Below are 13,916 nucleotides of genomic sequence, written 5' to 3' on the forward strand. Positions count from 1 at the left end.
GCTCTCCCGAAAAAAGAAAACACCGCATGCCAGACCTGAAAGACACCCTGAACCTGCTGAAGACACCGTTCCCGATGAAGGGCGACCTGCCGAAGCGCGAGCCCGCACTGGTCGAGCGCTGGGCGCAGCAGCGCATCTACGGGCGGATGCGCGAAACGGCCGCCGGGCGCCCGCCGTTCGTGCTGCACGACGGCCCGCCGTACGCGAACGGCGACATCCATATCGGGCACGCGGTGAACAAGGTGCTCAAGGACATGGTCTTCAAGAGCCGCTTCTTCGACGGCTTCGACTCGCAATGGATTCCGGGCTGGGATTGCCACGGCATGCCCATCGAGCACCGCATCGAGCAGATGAACGGCCGGGGCCTGCCGACCGAGCAGGTGCAGAAGCTGTGCCGCGACTACGCCATGCAGCAGACGCTGAGCCAGAAGAAGGTCCTGAGGGTCGGCAGCAAGGTCGACGTGAGGGTCAGGCAGACCTCGTTCCTGCGCTGCAGGAGGTGCTGGCGGCACGACGACACCGTGGTGGACGAGGAAGGCGAGCAAGGAATGCTCTGCGAGCGGTGCCGGACAGTGCTCGCCGGACTTCCCGAACTGCACGGCGCCTGATGGCTCCGTCGCCGGATGGAGCCGGCAAAGAAAAAACCCCTGTAGCTGGAGAGCTACAGGGGTCGCATCTTGGCGGAACCGGATGTTTTCGACTCTAGTCCTTAGGCTTCTTCCAGTAGTCCGCGCCCTTCGTCACACGATAGACCGCCCGCTTAACGACGGAGGCCGACACGCCATGTGCATAGCCTAACTCGCGATACGTCACCCCTCCAGCTCGATACAGCGCCACTACCTTCGCTTCAACATCGGGCTCCAAATTCCGACCCCGCCCCGGCTCTCTGCCGCGCTCCCGCGCAGCAATCTGCCCAGCCATTGAACGTTCCCGAATCATCGACCTCTCAAGCTGGGCAACCGCACCCAGTATCTGCACGACGAACACGCCCATGCTATTCGTTGTGTCCAAGGGCTCGGTGACACTCTTTATTGTTGCACCGACGCGCTCCAGACGCCGCAAGATATCGAGCAGGTCGAAAAGGCTTCTCGCGATGCGGTCGATCTTGTAGACAACCAACACGTCGCCACGCTTCAACGACGACAGGCACCGCGCTAGCTCAGGCCTCCCCCTCTGAGAAGCGCCGCTAGCCTTCTCGTGAAAGATCACGTCGCACCCAGCCTTATTGAGCGCATCAAACTGGAGATGTGTTTCTTGTTCGCGCGTGGATACGCGCGCATAACCTACGAGCATCTGATCCTCCAAATGTAAGACGCCCAAAGGCGTGATGCATTTGGCCGGACACAGTCAACACCAAAGGCGATGACACAAGCCATCCCATAAATGTAAGCAGTTGTAGACTCTCGAAAAAGGAGAGATTCAGCATGGACCCGCAATTCCAACGCCACCTCGACCAGATGGTCCGCAACGCACAGCGACAAGCCGATCAAGACCTATTCATCCTCTTCATCATCGGAGTCGTATCGACTGCCATCACGATCTGGGCGCTGTACTGGATCATCCGCTTCGCCGTCAGAGACGGCATGCGAGACGCACAAGAAGGCCGCAGAAGCACCAGACCGCCGAACCGGCACCCAGCTCGCGCAGAACACATCCCAGACATGCGCGCCGACTAGCAAGGCGCCTCCTGCCCTATCAATTCAGTACACAGGTAGTAGCTGTCGCGCCACCGACCGATGTGGTGCGTCACGATGACTTCGCCATCTTCGAGCCAGAAACAGCGCGGGATCAGCTCCAGCAGGCTCACTCCCGTGAACCTCGTGGCCACCGACTTCGGCAGCGGCTGATCACCCTTCGAATGCGTATATCGCTGCTTACCCTCAGGGAAGAGCTCCGCGTGCTTCAGGATGTACTTCGAGACGTAGGCCGCCATCTTGGCCAGCGATGACGTAAGCCCCCTGCCGGCCTTCTTCCCACCAACGAAGCACAGCCCGTTGTCCTTTCCGACGATGGCACGCCACACCATCGTGCCGACGTGCTTCGCGGGCACCTTACGCTCAATGAAGCCGCCTTCGACCTTTGCAGGGAAACGCACCTTGACGAACTCCGGGAGCTTGTACACGGCCGCGTGAACGTGCCATGCGCCCCGCTGCTGCGGCTCATAGCCCGCGCAATAGCCGAAGCCAGGAATAAGCTGCGACATACGGCGAAAGAAAGCCCGCGCGTGCTTCTTGCACAGCGCCTCGTCCGTCTGATTCTCGCGATAGGTGAGGGTCAACAGTTCATTGAAGCCCATCGACTTGATGAACCTCCTGCAGGTGGTCTTCGCCCGCGATGCATTGCGCTTACGCGCTGCCTCTTTGCGCTCCGCTGCATCAGCCTCTTCACGCTCCGGGTCCTTCTCGCCGAGGATCGACTCCCAGTCGGGAGCCGGACCTATCTCGTGCCACTCGATCACGCGCTGGGCCGAAATCTCCCGATGGCCGTTGCACTCCCACACCCGAACGTCATAGGCGTCATCCACGTATTTGCCTTCGTAGGCAATCCCATCCACAATTCGCTGCATCGCTGTTTCCCCAAGATAAGGCAGTGATCACGACCCGGGCGGCTGGCAGGCTGCGCCGGGTCTTTCTTTTGGCTGACCAGCGCAGGCTGGCCAAGACGAAACCGATAAATCAGGCTCTCTTCGCTGGAGCTTGTCGTGAAGTGAGTTAGTAATAAATTGGCCGCGCTGCGCGCGGCCTCGGATGGTGCTACGCACCCATCCTTCAGCCTCCCGCGCGCGACCGCAATCGCCATCAGCACATCCACCGACAAGGGGCTACGGCAGCAGCGCCCCTCCGGGCACTCGCACTGCGGCCGCTCGCACTGCGCCTGCTCGCACACCCCTCGCACTCGCATTCCGCTTTGCTGCATGTCTACGTGTCTACGGGGTGTGTCTACGCAGGCTCCGTGTCTACGCGCCCTCCGTGTCTCCGTGCCCTGCGTGTCGCCGCCGCCTTCGCATTGAGTTCCGGAGCCCGCAGCCGCGGGCGTCTTTCTGGCCGGCCAGAGACAAGGCAGGGGCACGTAACCCACGCGGCACCAGAGAGAAGATGCCTCCGCCACAAGGGCTCCGGCGCTTTGCTTTGCAGTAGCGCGAGCGCTGGCGCAGGGGCACGTAATACCCACGTGCTCGAGCAAGGGCATTCCAGCAGCCCGACTCACTGAGCGCCGGTCTGAAACGACCACTTTGAACCCGGCTGCACGCGCGGCTGCGGGTCTTGGGCCACAGGAGCCGCTACAGGGCCTGCAGCGGCCTTAGGCGGGTCACCTATCACCACCAAGCCGGACGGGGCCGCTGCGGCCGTCTCCGGGGCTACACGACGGGGTTCCAGGCGAGACGCTTCCTTCGTCTCACCCTCCGGCGCGAACGCGAGGAAGACGCCATGCCGCGCTATCGACTCGCACAGCCCCTGATCGACCGGATACGGCGTCGCATCCTGCGTGTAGCACTTGCACCCCTTCGACGCCATCGAGACGCAGGCAGCGGGCACAGGAACCCGCTTGGGCCGCGTCAATTCATCGTAAGCCGGCGCGCTATGCATCAACCCAGGCACCCGAGGCTGATAGCTGGCGATGTACTCAGTCGGCGTCTTAGGCCTCGCTGACCCTTCGCCGCCGCGTGCGCCCGAAGAAGCAGCCGCCACTTCCTTCTCATCGGACCCCTTCGCCTTCGACTTGTTGAACAGCCCGGAGACGCCTAGCCAGATCAAGAGCGGCACCAGCACCATGCACGCGATCACCACATACACCGCCTTCGGAATGCGCGTCTTACCGGTGTGAACATAAGCCGAGTCGTACCAGTCGTACACCTCGCGCGGAAACGGCCGTGTCTTCACGTCCGCCGTCTTGCCCGAGCCAAACTGCTCGCACTGCAGGTTGACGGCATCCCACTGCAGAAAATTTGATACCGCCGCTGCACCCGCCAGCCGCTTCACGTGCTGATGCCAACCCGGCGCCTGCACGAGGTTGCGCACGAAGCTATCGATGTTCTTCGGGTGCTGAGTCAGCAAGAAGAAATCAAAGCCATACGAACGATGCTCAGTCAGGCGCGCGATGTGCGGCGGCTCCTTCAGACTGGCCGGCCGTTTCGGCAAATCGTAGTGGCACTCATCAACCAAGAAGATCGCACCTGGCTCGACGGACTCCCATTCGTGAAACCGAAAGGGCTTCCACCCGAATTCATCGATGGTCGATTGCTTGAGGTTGCAATAAGGCTGATTCGGCTTCTTCGGATCGTTCTCAGGCCGGATGTTGAAGTAGACCGGGCGACCACTCTCCAACTGCAGCTTACGAACGTCCTGCAGCGTGAACAGCGTCTTACCGGAACCATTGCCACCCGTGCGGAGATAGAACATCGACGCGCCCTCAGAGCTTCATGAAGCGCTTGATGGCCAGCGCGCCTGCAGCTGTGCGAACAGCAGTCATCGCGAACCGCCCGGTGTACGCCGCGACGATCACACCGATGCACTTCCCGAGCTTCATGTAGCCCATCAGCCCAAGCAGCTCTGCAGGCAAACCGCCCAGTGTCTGCACCGAACGCTGCATCACGTAATCGAACGTGGCGTCGATGCCGGTGTACGTCACGACACCAATGCCGAGGCCCACAAGGACCTGCACGGCAAGACTGCCGGCGACATACCGGAGGCCACCAACCAGAAGGGCAATCGCCCACGGAATAAATGCAGGCATGTTGCGTTACCCCTTCACGACGATTCGACCAGCAACGAAGTACGAGCACGCGAGCAACACGATGCCCATGTACTCCAGCCAAGGACAGATGACGGAGAACGGAATGCGCACGGTCTGACCCATCACCGTCACCGTCTTGTCAGCAATGCAGGCAGACACGCCGATCACGTCCTGCCCCTCGAAATCAGACGGATTCATGTTGATCGTGCGCTTGCTACCGTCCGGTAGGTCCCCGGTCTGATCGCCGCCTTGCTTGCCCTTCGCCACCATGGCGTCATAGGCCTTCGTCTCGTCCGTGGGATCGGGCTTCTTCTCAAAGAACTGGCAATTCCGCTTGTACTGCTCTAGCGCCATAGCGTTGAGGATCGGGTCTTCACCCTTCACCGTGAAGCCGGCTTCGCACGAGCCGCTAAAGCCAGCGCCGCCATCAGCACCGCCGCCCCCCGTCGTCGCGCATACCTTGTTGCCCGGGTCCTTGTTGCACGTCTCGCCGATGGACTCTTTCTTTTCGTCAATCTTCGTACCGACGATGGTGCCCGCGCTATCGCGTGTCGTCGTCGTTGTTGTCGTCGTGCACACACCACCGTCGCACTTGATTTCCTTCTTCGTGTCGGTCGACGTGCCGTCCGGGTTCTTGACGGTGCTGGTCTCCGTGCCTTCGATGGTGCCATTGGGATCGCTGTAGGCGCACACGATCTGCCCGTTAACACCCTTCACCAACCCATAGGGGCACTGATCGTTCTTGCCCTCGGATTCCTGCGTGGTGCCCTCAGGTGCATCCCCAGGCACCGGCACGCCAGTACCAACACAGGTCTCGCCGGTGACGCGGCCAAGGCCCTTGGTGACCCACTCCTTAGTGTCAGGATCAAGCGCCGAGGTCTTACTGCCGTCATCAACGAAACGCACCTGACAGCCGAACGAATCGGGCAAGCCACCCGTATCGCCCTCGATAGGCGAATTCACGTTGTTGATTTCGGTCTGACAACCGCCAGGCTGATTCTTGCCAGAGGACTGAAAGTTGTAGCGCTTGCCGGCATTGGCTTCGCAGGCTTTCTCCCAGCGCGACTTCGACGGCACGCAGGACTTGCCATCCGGCGAGTCCTCATAGTTCGCGTTGCACGAGCACATCCCAGAGCTAGAAATCAGCGAGCTATTCGTCGGACACACATTGCCGCTGTTCATGTACAGCGTTGCACGCGCGGGATAACGCGGAGACCCGTCAGGATGCATGTACGACCCTTGACAGTACCCGGATGCGGTAGGCGTGGGCACCTGACCAACCACCACGGTGAAGCCTGAGACACCGGACGCGGTGTATTGAGTGATGAACGCAGGAAGCAGCGCCGCACACACGTCAGAGGCACTAGCGCCCGTCGCAGCAGGGCTTGGAAGGCCCCAACCCCACTGCCCGGATATCTGCGGCACCGGGGGGATGAGCGCCTGCGCCATCAACGACACAGACAGGAGCACCAGGGCGAGCGCTACTCGGAGAACATGAGCCATGCCGCCCCCAGGATTGCGATGATGACGAACAGACCCATGCTTCACCTCTACGAAGGACTCGACGCGAGCCCTTTGAAGAAGCCCCCGGGTGATCAGGCCGAGGACCGAAGCCACGATCAGTGGATGGCGCGACGCACCCACTTGAACGCGGCGATGCCGACCACGACCAGCAACACGGCCGCGCCGATGGTGCCGATCGGGGTGAGCGTGCCGTTGATTTCGGTCACGACGGCGGCGACGTCGACGGCAGCGTGAGCGGGTGCGACAGCACCGACACCAGCAGCGGCCAGCAGGCCCAGCGCAACGGCCTTGTTCAGGCGGTTCTTGAGTTCCATGTCAGTCTTCCTTTTCAGTTGAAGGTCCGGAGGTTTGAATAAGCCTTGTCAGCTGCCGGACACCCCAGCCAACGGCCCATACGACGAGCACCGCCACTGCGATCTGAGCGCCTTCCTCAGGCGTCAACTGCAGCGGGGGCAGAGAGAGTTCGTGCACCACGGTGACGGTGCACGCGGACGCACATTCGATGACCGTGGGGTCAGCCATGGATCGAAGGCACCTTGCTGTGATCGCGGTTGCGCGCAGCGTTGATGCGGTCGCGACGCTCGATGAGGTACAGAACGAAGTCGATACCCTTGTCCAGCAGCCGCGAGCAGAAGAAGCCCGCCATGCACCCGATAAGGATCGCGTGCAGGGCCAGATCAACAATGATCTGTACAGCCTCGGGCGGGAGCATCACTGCGGCCTCGGTGCTGCTGCGGGAGGTTGCTTGCCGGCGGGCGTGAGGCCCGTCAGCACTGCGCCTATCTTGCGATCCTTCGGCGAGGGCTTCAGCGAGAACTTCGCGCTGTAGGTGCCCACCGTGGGGGCCTTGTCGCCGCGCATCTGATCGCCCAGGCGCAAGACGCCGACCGCTTCGGGCGTGCCGTCGTCGTTGATCAGGATGCACTCGCACTCTTGGACTTGGTACGAGCGGCCTTCGAAGGTCTTGTTCTGCAGTTCGCCGACCTTGATGATTTGAATAAGAGAGGTGTGGTTCATGAGAGCTTTCTGTGCCGCTATTTCAGGCTTGAGGTTTGCGGGCGACATGCCAGCCGGAAGCCCTCGCACGAGGGCTACGAGCTAGCGAGTCACGGGCGATACCCGGCATACCCATCGGCATAAACCTGACTGCCACTGAGATACGCGACGTGCCCACCAGACGGAAACAAATCGGGCGCATCCAGCGACGACCCATGCACTTGCCAGTCAGCCCACCAATCGCTATCCCAGCCACCCTGCATGTGCCGGATGTTGGAACCACGACGCGGGAGAAAGGGACCGATATACGAGGGTGTGCCCGCCTGCTGGCCGGAGGCCGAGGGAGCGGCCAAGCTCGGCGCAGCCTCGTTTACCTCTTGCGAGGCACCAGCAGGGGGGCACTCGGATTGCTGCTGCGCCGACTGGGCGAACAGCGAGAAGGAAATTTGTGAAAGCATGGCCGCTCCTAAAATGAGCAATCTGCAACCTATAGCAAACTGCAACACCCCGAGCATATACAACCATGTCGCAACTTGCAACACCCCTTACCGTCGCCGAGCTGATTGAGGCGGCAGCAGTTGTCGCCGGCAGCCAAGTCAAGCTAGCCGCACTGCTAGACACGACCGCGCCGACGCTGATACAGATGAAACAGGGGAAGCGCCCGTGTAACTGGCGCGTGAGAGGAAAGCTAAGAGCCGTGCTTGGAGAGGACCCTGCTCATGCCTTCATGGCGGCCATGGCAGAAGACCTAGCCCTGTCCGACAACGCAGACGAGCAACAAGCCGCCGCGAGCTTCCGAGTAATGCTGGACGCTTTGCCGGCCAATGAAAAAAGCCCCGTCAATCCGAAGATCAACGAGGCTTCATCAACTTGGCGGAACCGGAGGGATTCGAACCCTCGATGAGGCTCTACACCCCATACTCCCTTAGCAGGGGAGCACCTTCGGCCACTCGGTCACAGTTCCTGAAAGAAGCTGAGATTATGCCACTACTTAGGCGCCCGGCTGATCCAGATCGAAGGCTTTGTGCAATGCGCGCACTGCCAATTCCATATATTTTTCGTCGATCACGACCGAAGTCTTGATTTCGCTCGTCGAGATCATCTGGATGTTGATACCTTCTTCGGCCAGCACGCGGAACATCTTGCTCGCCACGCCCACGTGGCTGCGCATGCCGATGCCCACGATGCTGACCTTGCAGATCTTGGTGTCGCCGACCACTTCGGTCGCGCCCAGCGAGGGCATCACCTTCGACTGCAGCAGGTCGATCGTCTTCGCGTACTCGTTGCGGTGAACGGTGAAGCTGAAGTCGGTCTTTCCGTCCTTGCTGAGGTTCTGGATGATCACGTCGACTTCGATGTTGGCGTCGGCCACCGCACCGAGGATGTGATACGCGATGCCCGGCTTGTCGGGCACGCCGAGCACCGAGATCTTGGCTTCGTCGCGGTTGAATGCGATGCCGGATACGACGGCTTGTTCCATGTTTTCGTCTTCCTCGAAAGTGATCAGCGTGCCGGACTTGGCCTCTTCATTGATGTCGATGTCCCACGGCGTGAAGCTCGAAAGCACACGCAGCGGCACCTTGTACTTGCCGGCGAATTCCACCGAGCGGATCTGCAGCACCTTGGAGCCCAGGCTCGCCATTTCGAGCATTTCCTCGAAGCTCACGGTCGTCAGGCGGCGCGCATCGGGCTCGACGCGCGGGTCGGTCGTGTAGACGCCGTCCACGTCGGTGTAGATCAGGCACTCGTTGGCCTTCATCGCCGCTGCAATGGCCACGGCCGAGGTGTCGCTGCCGCCGCGGCCCAGCGTGGTGATGTTGCCGTCGTCGTCCACGCCCTGGAAGCCGGTGATGACCACCACCTTGCCGGCATTGAGGTCGGACATGACGCGCTCGCTGTCGATGCTCTCGATGCGGGCCTTGGTGTAGGAGTTGTCGGTGCGCACCGAAACCTGCCAGCCCGCGTAGCTCACGGACTCGACGCCCTCGGCCTGCAGCGCGATGGCCAGCAGTGCCGACGAAGCCTGCTCGCCTGTGGAGGCCAGCATGTCGAGCTCGCGGTTGTGGGCCACGCCGGGTTTGCTGGGCGCCAGTTCCTTGGCTAGGCCGAGCAGGCGGTTGGTCTCGCCGCTCATGGCACTCGGAACCACGATCATCTGGTGGCCTGCGCGCGCCCACTTGGCGACACGCTTGGCGACATTCTTGATGCGCTCGGTCGAGCCCATCGACGTACCGCCGTATTTGTGAACGATCAATGCCATGGGTGAAATCAGAGAAAAGGAAAGGGCCGCTTGATGGGCGGCGCCCTGCAAGCGGTCAGAGCGAAGTCTTCGGCGAGGGCGCAACATTGTACCAATGCAGCAAGTCGCCCCTGCGTTCGACGAAACCGGCGCCCACCTTGAGGTGGATGCGATGGCCGCGCGTGGTGCAGGCACGGACCTGATCGAGCAGCTGTTCCAACTGCGCCGCGCTGGGCCCGCAGCCGTGCGAGCGCATCAGCCAGTGGCGCAGCACGTTGGCCTGGCGCGCGCGCGACAGTGCCTGCAGCGTGGCGATGCGCGGCGGGCTGCCCACGCTTTCCAGGTCCTGCGCCGCCAGTTCGTTCAGCAGTTGCTGAGCCTGCGCGGCGTGGCCCACGCTGCGCGCGAAGGTGGAGCGGAACTGCGGAAAGGCCTGCTCCAGCGCGGGCAGCAGCACGGAGCGGATCCTGTTGCGGGTGTAGCGCGCGTCCTCGTTGGTCGGGTCCTCGATCCACGGCAGCTCGCGGCCGGCCAGCCATTCGCGAACCTCGGCGCCCGCCACCGCGAGCAGCGGACGGTAGATGTCGAGCCCGTTGCGCTGCGCATGCGCCGGCATGGCCGCCAGCCCCGGCAGCCCCGCGCCGCGCGACAGCGCCAGCAGCAGGGTCTCGACCTGGTCGTCGGCGTGGTGCCCCAGCACGACGGACCTGATCGCTCCCCTGGCCTCGTCCGCACGCGCCATCTCGGCGAATGCCGCGTAGCGGGCACGGCGGGCGGCGTCTTCAGGGCTTTCGCCCGTCGCATGCCGCGCATCGACGCGATGGACGACCAGCGGCACGCCCAGGCGCTCGCACATCGAACGGCAATGCTGCTCGAATCCGTCGGCCGCAGCCTGCAGCCCGTGATGCACATGGAAGGCGACCACCTGCCCCGGCCAGCGCGCTGCGCAGGCGGCCAGCAAGGCGGTCGAATCGGCGCCGCCGCTGAACCCCACCGCCAGCGGCCAATGCGCCGGCTCGAACGCGGCAATGGCGCGTTCGAAAGTGGAGTTCATGACGGCGCCTGTGAGTTACCTGCCGCCGCTGTCGGCCTTGGTGTCGTTGAAGCGGCCGTAGCTCTGCAGGCGCTCGTAGCGGCGCTCCAGCAGTTCCTTCGGCTTGAGGTCGCTGACCTGGCGGAAGGCGTCGTTGAGAGCGCGCTTGAGGAAGGCAGCCATCTGGCGATGGTCGCGGTGCGCGCCGCCCACGGGCTCGTTCACGATCTTGTCGACCAGGCCCAGCGCCTTGAGGCGGTGCGCGGTAATGCCCAGCGCGTCGGCGGCTTCCTGAGCCTTCTCGCCGGTCTTCCAGAGGATGGAAGCGCAGCCCTCGGGGCTGATCACGGAATAAATGGAGTACTGCAGCATCAGCAACTGGTCGCCGACCGAGATCGCCAGCGCGCCGCCGGAGCCGCCCTCGCCGATGATGGTGACGATGATCGGCACCTCGAGCTGCGCCATCTCGAAGATGTTGCGGCCGATGGCTTCCGACTGGCCGCGCTCCTCGGCGTCGATGCCGGGGTATGCGCCGGGGGTGTCCACGAAGGTGAAGACCGGCAGCTTGAACTTCTCGGCCGTCTTCATCAGGCGCAGCGCCTTGCGGTAGCCCTCGGGCTTGCTCATGCCGAAGTTGCGCGCGGTGCGCTCCTTGGTGTCGCGGCCCTTCTGGTGGCCGATGACCATGCAAGGCACGCCGTTGAAGCGGGCCAGGCCGCCCACGATCGACAGGTCGTCCGAGAAATGGCGGTCGCCGTGCAGTTCGACGAAGTCGGTGAAGATCTCGTTGACGTAGTCCAGCGTGTACGGGCGCTCCGGATGCCGTGCGATCTTGGTGATCTGCCAGGGCATCAGGTCGCTGTAGATGTCCTTGGTGAGCTGCTGGCTCTTCTTGCCGAGCTGATCGATCTCTTCAGAAATGTCGACCGCGGATTCGGTCTGCACATAGCGCAATTCTTCGATCTTTGTTTCGAGCTCGGCAATCGGCTGCTCGAAGTCGAGGAAGGTTCGTTTCGCCAACGTCTTCTCCTGTTTATTTCAATTTGCTGCCCGCGAGCCCGTCGCATCCCATTCCAGGAACACCGCGGAACCGGCTTTGCCGGGCCGCAGGTGTTGCCCCCTCGAGGGGGTTGGCGAAGCGACACGAAGTGCGCGCAGCCTGGGGGTGTTGCTAATACGTTACTGGAGCGGGATCCAGCGATCGCCAAATATACCAAGTCGCCACGCTGCAATAAGGCGCCCAGGCCACGGCGACATCGCGGGCATCGCTGCGGCTGACCGGGTCGCCCGAGAAGTAGTTGACGCTGATGCCGTTGAGCAGCCCCAGGTCGTCCACGGGCAGCACGTTCGGGCGCATGAGGTGGAAGATGAGGAACATCTCGGCCGTCCAGCGGCCGATGCCGCGGATGGCCACGAGTTCCTCGATGATCTGCTCGTCGTCCATGTCCTTCCATGCATCGACGTGCACCAGGCCCGAGTCGAAATGCAGCGCCAGGTCGACGAGGTACTCGATCTTGCGTGCCGAGAGCCCCGCGCCGCGCATGTCGTCGACCTTGAGCTTGAGCACGTTGGCCGGCGTCAGCTTGCGCGGCAGCGCGGCGAACTTGTCCCAGACCGACTGCGCGGCCTTGACCGAGATCTGCTGGCCGACCACGCTGCGCGCGAGCGTGGTGAACGCATCGCCGCGCGACTCCAGGCAGGCGTCGCCGAACTTCGGGATCAGCCGCTTCATCACGCGGTCCTTGCGCGAGAGGTGCTTGCACGCCTCCTCCCAATAGTCCGGCGTGTATATCTTGACGCTGGGCTTCCTTGGGGCGGGCATGGGGTTCGTCGTTCCGTTCACTGCGCAGCCGCCCAGGTCGTGCCCGTGGGCGAATCCTTGAGCACGATGCCCTGCTCGAGGAGTTCCTGGCGGATGCGGTCGGCTTCGGCGAAGTTCTTCGCGGCCTTGGCGGCGGCGCGGGCGTCGATCTTCGCCTGGATGGTGGCGTCGTCGAGCGTGCTGCCGGCCTGCAGGAAGGCCCGCGGATCGCCCTGCAGGATGCCCAGCGAAGCCGCCAGCGCCTTCAGCAGCCCGGCGGTTTCGGGGGACTTGGTACGGTTCACCTCACCGGCCAGCTCGAACAGCACGGCGATGGCCTCCGGCGTGCCGAAGTCCTCGTCCATGGCGGCCTTGAAGCGCGCGGCATGGGGCTGGGCCCAGTCGATGGCCACCTCGGCCGGCACGACCAGGTCGAGGGCGGTGTACAGGCGCTTCAGCGAATTGCGCGCGTCGTCGAGATGCGCGTCGCTGTAGTTGAGCGCGCTGCGGTAATGCGTGCGCACCAGGAAGAAACGCAGGGTCTCGGCATCGTACTTCTGCAGCACCTCTCGGATGGTGAAGAAGTTGCCCAGGCTCTTGGACATCTTCTCGTTGTCCACGCGCACGAAACCGTTGTGCACCCAGAAGCGCGACAGCGGCTTGCCGTTGGCACCCTCGCTCTGCGCGATCTCGTTCTCGTGGTGCGGGAACTGCAGGTCGGCACCGCCGCCGTGGATGTCGAAGGTCTCGCCGAGGGTGGCGCAGCTCATGGCCGAGCATTCGATGTGCCAGCCCGGGCGGCCGGCGCCATAGGCGCTTTCCCATTTCGCGTCGGCGGGCTCGGTCGGCTTGGCGGCCTTCCAGAGCACGAAGTCGAGCGGGTCCTGCTTGCCATCGAGCACGGCGACGCGTTCGCCCGCATGCAGTTCGTCGAGCGACTTGCCGGAGAGCTTGCCGTAGCCCGGGAACTTGCGCACCGCGTAGTTCACGTCGCCGTTGTCGGAGCGGTAGGCCAGGCCCTTCTGCTCGAGCTTCTCGATGATGCCGAGCATCTGCGGCACGTATTCGGTGGCGCGCGGCTCGACGGTGGGCGGCTCGATGCCGAGCGCGCCGATGTCCTCGTGCATGGCCGCGATCACTTCGTCGGTCAGCTCGCGAATGGTGATGCCGCGCTGCACCGAGCGGGCGATGATCTTGTCGTCGATGTCGGTGATGTTGCGCACGTAGGTCACGGCGTAGTCGCTGGCGCGCAGCCAGCGCTGCACCACGTCGAACGCCATCATCATGCGGGCGTGACCGATATGGCAGAAGTCGTAGACCGTCATGCCGCAGACGTACATGCGCACCTGTCCCGGTTGCAATGGGGAGAATTCCTCCAATTCACGCGACAGCGTGTTGTAGATGCGCAGACTCATGAGATTCGGAAAACGTCATTTCGCGCGCGTGCGGCACGGGCGAAAGACGGTGTTTTTCAGGGGTGACTGGGACTGTGTTCGCGAGGGGGTCGACATGGCCCCTCGGTTACAATCCGGTCAAGTATAAACGGCCGCCATCGGGTAGCGTCCGGGTGTTCCCCAAGCCCGCGCCCC

General features: G+C 63.0%; 17 protein-coding genes, 1 tRNA gene and 1 pseudogene. 3 read left to right on the top strand and 16 right to left on the bottom strand.

What is annotated here, in order from left to right; genetic code table 11:
- Nucleotides 1–26: 26 nt before the first annotated feature.
- Nucleotides 27–449 (top strand): annotated as a pseudogene (locus ABL838_RS17485) (class I tRNA ligase family protein); the annotation flags it as partial.
- 253 nt (nucleotides 450–702) lie between these two features.
- Here the strand turns inward: ABL838_RS17485 and ABL838_RS17490 are convergent.
- Nucleotides 703–1,293, bottom strand: a complete 591-nt coding sequence (locus tag ABL838_RS17490) for a recombinase family protein (RefSeq protein WP_418121285.1) — start codon at nucleotides 1,291–1,293, stop codon at nucleotides 703–705.
- Between the two features lie 131 nt (nucleotides 1,294–1,424).
- Between ABL838_RS17490 and ABL838_RS17495 the strand changes: the two genes are divergently transcribed.
- Nucleotides 1,425–1,676 (top strand): hypothetical protein, encoded by a 252-nt coding sequence (locus ABL838_RS17495; protein WP_418121287.1) that lies wholly within the window; start codon nucleotides 1,425–1,427, stop codon nucleotides 1,674–1,676.
- Here ABL838_RS17495 and ABL838_RS17500 read toward each other — a convergent pair.
- From ABL838_RS17500 to ABL838_RS17540, 9 genes are all read right to left on the bottom strand, one after another.
- The gene (locus tag ABL838_RS17500) at nucleotides 1,673–2,566 is read right to left on the bottom strand and encodes a rolling circle replication-associated protein (protein ID WP_418121289.1); all 894 of its coding nucleotides are present in this window, start codon (nucleotides 2,564–2,566) and stop codon (nucleotides 1,673–1,675) included. The two genes, ABL838_RS17495 and ABL838_RS17500, sit on opposite strands and share 4 nt — an antisense overlap.
- 637 nt (nucleotides 2,567–3,203) lie before the next feature.
- The gene (locus ABL838_RS17505) at nucleotides 3,204–4,400 is read right to left on the bottom strand and encodes a zonular occludens toxin domain-containing protein (RefSeq protein WP_418121291.1); all 1,197 of its coding nucleotides are present in this window, start codon (nucleotides 4,398–4,400) and stop codon (nucleotides 3,204–3,206) included.
- Between the two features lie 10 nt (nucleotides 4,401–4,410).
- Nucleotides 4,411–4,734 carry a DUF2523 domain-containing protein gene (locus ABL838_RS17510; protein WP_418121293.1) on the bottom strand — a complete coding sequence of 108 codons (324 nt, stop codon included), beginning with the start codon at nucleotides 4,732–4,734 and terminating at the stop codon, nucleotides 4,411–4,413.
- Between the two features lie 6 nt (nucleotides 4,735–4,740).
- Entirely contained in the window at nucleotides 4,741–6,351 is a 1,611-nt protein-coding gene (locus ABL838_RS17515) for a virulence factor TspB C-terminal domain-related protein (protein ID WP_418121295.1), read from the bottom strand.
- A 2-nt stretch (nucleotides 6,352–6,353) separates the two neighbouring features.
- Nucleotides 6,354–6,572, bottom strand: a complete 219-nt coding sequence (locus ABL838_RS17520; protein ID WP_418121297.1) for a major capsid protein — start codon at nucleotides 6,570–6,572, stop codon at nucleotides 6,354–6,356.
- A gap of 1 nt (nucleotide 6,573) precedes the next feature.
- A complete protein-coding gene (locus ABL838_RS17525) occupies nucleotides 6,574–6,780 on the bottom strand; it encodes a hypothetical protein (protein WP_418121298.1) in 207 nt (68 codons plus the stop codon).
- On the bottom strand, nucleotides 6,773–6,970 hold the full coding sequence (locus ABL838_RS17530; protein WP_418121299.1) for a hypothetical protein: 198 nt from the start codon (nucleotides 6,968–6,970) through the stop codon (nucleotides 6,773–6,775). The genes ABL838_RS17525 and ABL838_RS17530 overlap by 8 nt, the downstream gene beginning before the upstream one ends.
- The gene (locus ABL838_RS17535; protein ID WP_418121300.1) at nucleotides 6,970–7,275 is read right to left on the bottom strand and encodes a hypothetical protein; all 306 of its coding nucleotides are present in this window, start codon (nucleotides 7,273–7,275) and stop codon (nucleotides 6,970–6,972) included. The genes ABL838_RS17530 and ABL838_RS17535 overlap by 1 nt, the downstream gene beginning before the upstream one ends.
- An 89-nt stretch (nucleotides 7,276–7,364) precedes the next feature.
- On the bottom strand, nucleotides 7,365–7,712 hold the full coding sequence (locus ABL838_RS17540) for a hypothetical protein (protein WP_418121301.1): 348 nt from the start codon (nucleotides 7,710–7,712) through the stop codon (nucleotides 7,365–7,367).
- Nucleotides 7,713–7,777: 65 nt separating this feature from the next.
- On the opposite strand from ABL838_RS17540, the gene ABL838_RS17545 reads away from it, so the two are divergent.
- Nucleotides 7,778–8,158, top strand: coding sequence for a hypothetical protein (locus tag ABL838_RS17545; protein WP_418121302.1), 381 nt, complete (start codon nucleotides 7,778–7,780; stop codon nucleotides 8,156–8,158).
- Here ABL838_RS17545 and ABL838_RS17550 read toward each other — a convergent pair.
- The 6 genes from ABL838_RS17550 to cysS all read right to left on the bottom strand — a co-directional run bounded on the left by ABL838_RS17550 (nucleotide 8,126) and on the right by cysS (nucleotide 13,742).
- Nucleotides 8,126–8,218, bottom strand: a tRNA-Ser gene (locus ABL838_RS17550). The genes ABL838_RS17545 and ABL838_RS17550 overlap by 33 nt on opposite strands.
- Before the next feature lie 27 nt (nucleotides 8,219–8,245).
- Nucleotides 8,246–9,514 (bottom strand): aspartate kinase, encoded by a 1,269-nt coding sequence (locus ABL838_RS17555; protein ID WP_418121303.1) that lies wholly within the window; start codon nucleotides 9,512–9,514, stop codon nucleotides 8,246–8,248.
- 55 nt (nucleotides 9,515–9,569) lie between these two features.
- Complete coding sequence (tilS, locus tag ABL838_RS17560) at nucleotides 9,570–10,547, bottom strand: tRNA lysidine(34) synthetase TilS (RefSeq protein WP_418121304.1); 978 nt, start codon at nucleotides 10,545–10,547, stop codon at nucleotides 9,570–9,572.
- A gap of 15 nt (nucleotides 10,548–10,562) precedes the next feature.
- Nucleotides 10,563–11,546: an acetyl-CoA carboxylase carboxyltransferase subunit alpha gene (locus ABL838_RS17565; RefSeq protein ID WP_418121305.1), complete on the bottom strand. Its 984-nt coding sequence runs from the start codon at nucleotides 11,544–11,546 to the stop codon at nucleotides 10,563–10,565.
- 151 nt (nucleotides 11,547–11,697) lie between these two features.
- Nucleotides 11,698–12,348 carry a DNA-3-methyladenine glycosylase family protein gene (locus ABL838_RS17570; protein ID WP_176666692.1) on the bottom strand — a complete coding sequence of 217 codons (651 nt, stop codon included), beginning with the start codon at nucleotides 12,346–12,348 and terminating at the stop codon, nucleotides 11,698–11,700.
- Nucleotides 12,349–12,365: 17 nt separating this feature from the next.
- Nucleotides 12,366–13,742 carry a cysteine--tRNA ligase gene (cysS, locus tag ABL838_RS17575; RefSeq protein ID WP_418121306.1) on the bottom strand — a complete coding sequence of 459 codons (1,377 nt, stop codon included), beginning with the start codon at nucleotides 13,740–13,742 and terminating at the stop codon, nucleotides 12,366–12,368.
- Between the last annotated feature and the right edge of the window lie 174 nt (nucleotides 13,743–13,916).

Source organism: Variovorax sp. 160MFSha2.1, from assembly GCF_048305075.1.
Classification (GTDB): Bacteria; Pseudomonadota; Gammaproteobacteria; order Burkholderiales; family Burkholderiaceae_C; genus Variovorax; species Variovorax guangxiensis.